The organism is Rhizobium sp. SVR5-2C (genome assembly GCF_056755115.1).
Genome location: NZ_JBNDHT010000636.1, coordinates 1 through 232 on the forward strand (window position 1 = coordinate 1; position 232 = coordinate 232).

Consider the following 232-nt stretch of genomic DNA (forward strand, 5'->3'; position numbering starts at 1 on the left):
GTGTAGAGGATTTCAATGCCAGACGTTGCGCTTTCGCGGCAGGATAAACTTTTCTGTATACTGTGGCGATACGCTCTATTTTTGCCCGATGGCGCTACGCTTATCAGGCCTACGTTTACTACCTGGAACACATTCATTCATGCTCAGTTATCGCCACAGCTTTCACGCAGGCAACCACGCCGACGTCCTTAAACACACCGTTCAGAGCCTGATCATTGAATCACTCAAAGAG

General features: G+C 48.7%; 1 pseudogene. It reads left to right on the plus strand.

Annotated features, from left to right (window positions below):
- Positions 1–139 precede the first annotated feature (139 nt).
- Positions 140–232: pseudogene (locus tag ACPYOI_RS37205) on the plus strand (23S rRNA (adenine(2030)-N(6))-methyltransferase RlmJ); the annotation flags it as partial.